The 3506-nt window shown below is 74.2% G+C and carries 4 protein-coding genes; 1 reads left to right on the plus strand and 3 read right to left on the minus strand.

The features are described from left to right. On the minus strand, nt 1-618 hold a 618-nt coding region (locus AB0G02_RS31840), incomplete at its 3' end, for a GAF domain-containing protein (RefSeq protein WP_360801481.1). A 194-nt stretch (nt 619-812) separates the two neighbouring features. Continuing rightward, nucleotides 813-1802, minus strand: a complete 990-nt coding sequence (locus AB0G02_RS31845; RefSeq protein ID WP_360801484.1) for a zinc-binding dehydrogenase — start codon at nt 1800-1802, stop codon at nt 813-815. Between the two features lie 54 nt (nt 1803-1856). Between AB0G02_RS31845 and AB0G02_RS31850 the strand changes: the two genes are divergently transcribed. Then, a complete protein-coding gene (locus AB0G02_RS31850) occupies nt 1857-2636 on the plus strand; it encodes a helix-turn-helix transcriptional regulator (protein WP_360801487.1) in 780 nt (259 codons plus the stop codon). Between the two features lie 10 nt (nt 2637-2646). Here AB0G02_RS31850 and AB0G02_RS31855 read toward each other — a convergent pair. Then, nucleotides 2647-3506: pentapeptide repeat-containing protein (locus AB0G02_RS31855; RefSeq protein WP_360801490.1), on the minus strand; the 860-nt coding region annotated here is incomplete at its 5' end.

Here is a 3506-nt window from a genome sequence, read left to right on the forward strand (position 1 = left end):
GCCGACGCCGCTGTCGGTGCCGGCGACGTACCGCGCGGCGACCTCCCAGCCCTCCGTGACGGGCAGGTGGGTGGGCAGGAGGCTGTCCTGGAGCATGGAGGCCGCCGCCCGCTCGGAGCGCGACCGGTGCACGTGCGCCGAGATCGCCAGCCGGTCGGCCACCAGCCGCAGCAGCTCCACCTCGTCGTCGGTGAACCGGCGGGGCGTGGTGCTGCCGACGTGCAGCACCCCGGTCAGCTCGCCCTGGGTGACCATCGGCACGCCCAGCATGACCCGCAGGCCCCGCTCCCACAGCAGCGGGTTGATCACCGTGGACTCGTCGACGTGCTGGATCTGCACGGGCTTGCGCGAGCGCGCCACCCGGCCGGCGAAACCGGTGCCCACCGGGATCCGGGTGCCCTGGAAGACCTCCTCCTCCAGCCCGGAGGTCGCCCTGGCCACCAGGTGCTCGCCGCCGGCGTCGGTCAGCAGGACGGTGACGGTGTCCACCGCCAGCACGTCGCGGACCTGCCAGAGCAGCACCTCGAAGATCTTGTCCAGGTCGAGGTCATGCAGCGTGCTGTCGGTGACAGCCTCCAGTACCCGCAGGCGCGTCTCCACGCCTCGCTCACCACTCATCCGTCAACACCGCCCAGCCCCGACCAGTACGCGGAGTGGACGGCACCGTCCTCTACAGTGCCACACAGCCGACGTCGAGCTCGTCAGTTTACCCCAGGACGATAGTGTGGCGAACGAACGAGGTCCGCCGGCACACGCCAGTGGGCGTTGACCCGGGGCGTCCGCGCAGGTGAGCGTCACCCGAGTGCCCGTGGTCAGGGCACCACGACGACCTTCCCGACGGCCTTGTCGGCCTCCATGTACCGGTGGGCCGCGGCGATGTCGTCCAAGCCGAAGACGCGGTCGACGTGGGGCCGGTGCACGCCCGCCTCCACCTCGTCGACGATCCGCTGCACCGTGGCCGTGCCCGCGCTGCCCTTGAGGTCGTCGCTGTGGAACGACGTGAGCCTCGTCCCGGACGGGATCGCGGCGATCGGCTCGAAGTCGGGGATGAGCCACCCGCTGAGCGAGCCCGCCACGCACACCGTCCCGCCCCGGCGGACCAGGCGCAGCGAGTCCACCGCCGTGGCCGCGCCGACCAGGTCGAGGACGTGGTCCGGGCCCTCCGGCCACACCGCCCGAACGTCGGCCGCCGCGGATCCGCCGTCGTCGACCAGCACGTGGTGCACGCCGGCCGCGGTCAACGCCCCGACCTTGTCCCGCCGCCGGGTCGTGGCGGCGATGTCGACGCCGTGACCGGCCGCGATCGACGCGGCGGCCATCCCCACCGACGACGTCCCGCCGCGGATCAGCAGCCGCCCCCGGCCCCCGGCCACGACGCCCAGCGCGTCCAACGATCCCTGCGCCGTCAGGTATGTCTCGGGCAGCGCGGCCAGCACGTCCCAGGGCAGCGCGGTGGTGATCGGCATCAGCAGCGGGTTGGGGAGCAGCGCGTACTCCGCGTAACCACCGTCGAACTGCCGGCCCATCCCGCCCATCACCGCCGCGACGGTCGTCCCCTCCGGCAGCCCGGGGTCGGTGGACGCCGCCACGACCCCCACGCACTCGATCCCGAGCACCCGCGGGAACGCCACGCCGGGGGAGTGCCCCTGACGGGTCCTCAGCTCCGCCCTGTTCAGTCCGGTGCCTTTGACCTGCACCACACTCCAGCCCGGCCGGGCCGCGGGCACCGGCACCTCGCGGACCTCCAGCACCTCGGGGTCGCCCGGCCGGACGCAGACCGCCGCTCGCATCGTCGCTCTCATGCGTCCACCATCGCCGGAAGCCGGTGCGGCGCTCCACCGGTAGAATGCCGACTTGTGCCGATCGGCCGCCAAACTCCCGGACCGACTCCCACGTCACGGCTGTGGCCGTCCGGCGGGGTCCACCTGTGGCCGTCGGGCGGGGCGAGCCAGGCGGACTCCCACGACCGGGGGCACCTGGTCTACGCGGCGCGCGGCGTGCTGTCCGTGCACACCGAGCGCGGCACGTCGATCGTTCCGGCCAACCGGGTCGCGTGGACCCCCGCGGGGTTCGTCCACCACCACCGCGCGCACGGCCACACCGACATGCGGATCGTCTTCCTGCCGGAGTCCCTGGCCAGGCTCGTGCCGGACCACCCCGCCGTGTTCACCGCCTCCGACCTGGCCCGGGAAGTCCTGCTCGCCCTCACCGGCCCGCGCGAGCACGACCGCGCCGCGAGCGCGCGCCTCCGCCGGGTGCTGGTCGACGAACTCCGCGAGGCACCCGAGCAGCCGCTGCACCTGCCGGAACCCCGTGACGACCGGTTGCAGGCCGTCGCACGGGTGCTGTACCGGGATCCCGGGAACGCCACGTCGCTGGCCGGGCTCGGGCAGGCGATCGGCGCCGGCGCCCGCACCCTCAGCCGGCTGTTCCACGACGAGCTCGGCATGACCTTCTACGAGTGGCGCACCCAGGTGCGCATCCACCACGCGCTCATCCTGCTCGCGGACGGCCACGACACCACGCGCGTCGCCCACGCGTGCGGGTGGTCGAACCCCAGCAGCTTCATCGCGGCCTTCACCGCCGTCATCGGCACCACGCCCGGCCGGCACCGCAAGCGCGCCGCGAACCCCTGACCGGGGTCGGTCAGCCCTCCTGCGGCGCGGGGCCCGGCGGGGGCAACCGAAGTCCGGCGGGCACCGGGGTTCCCGCCGGCCAGAGCCCGGCCGTCGGGGGCGGCTGGTCCGGGTCGATCCGGGACAGGTCCACGACACCGCCGGTGAACCTGGCGCCGGCGAGCGAGGGGCCACCACCGACGAACCTGGCACCGTCGAACGAGACGACCCCGCCCGCGAACGTGGCTCCGGAGAACGACAGCGGCCCGATGATCGTGGTGTCGGCGAACGTGACGGTGCCCGCGCCGGTGAACGTCGCGCCGGTGAAGTCGCCCCCGTCGAGGACCGCCCCGGTGAAGTCGAAGTCGTGGCCGCGCCAGGTCCGCGGGTCGTGGTCGGGCAGGTGGAGGTTGTCCCGGATGAGCCGGACGACGGTGAGCCGGACCAGCCGCTCCTGCCGCGGGTCCCGGCTCGCGCCGGGCGCGGACCCGGCGGGGTCGTGCGCGCCACCGCCGTCCGGTGCGGGCGCGTAGGGCTGGCGCAGGTAGGCGCACAGCACGTCGATGCAGCCTTGACGCGCCTCGGGTGCGTCGTTGGCCAGGGCGGCGAGGGCGTAGACGCCGGCGGTGCGGACGGCGGCGTCCGGTGCTCCCAGCAGCTCCGCGGCCTTGCCGAAGCGGTCGAGCAGGACCTTGGCGTCCTCGCGGTAGGCGTCCACCTCGTTGAGGCGCTGCCGCCGGTAGGCCACCGCCAACGCCACGACGGCCCCGGTACCGCCCACGACTGCCAGCACGACCTTCACCGCGTCGAGCCGGTCCGCGGTGCTCCACCACGTCGCACCGCCGGCCGCACCCGGCCGCCCCAGCACGCCCCACAGGAGCAGACCCGCGG

Source organism: Actinosynnema sp. NPDC023658, from assembly GCF_040639995.1.
GTDB lineage: Bacteria > Actinomycetota > Actinomycetes > Mycobacteriales > Pseudonocardiaceae > Actinosynnema.

Excerpts from the sequence above, each read along its gene's own strand:
- AB0G02_RS31845 (WP_360801484.1), bottom strand. The coding sequence starts at position 1,802 with ATGAGAGCGACGATGCGAGCGGCGGTCTGCGTCCGGCCGGGCGACCCC.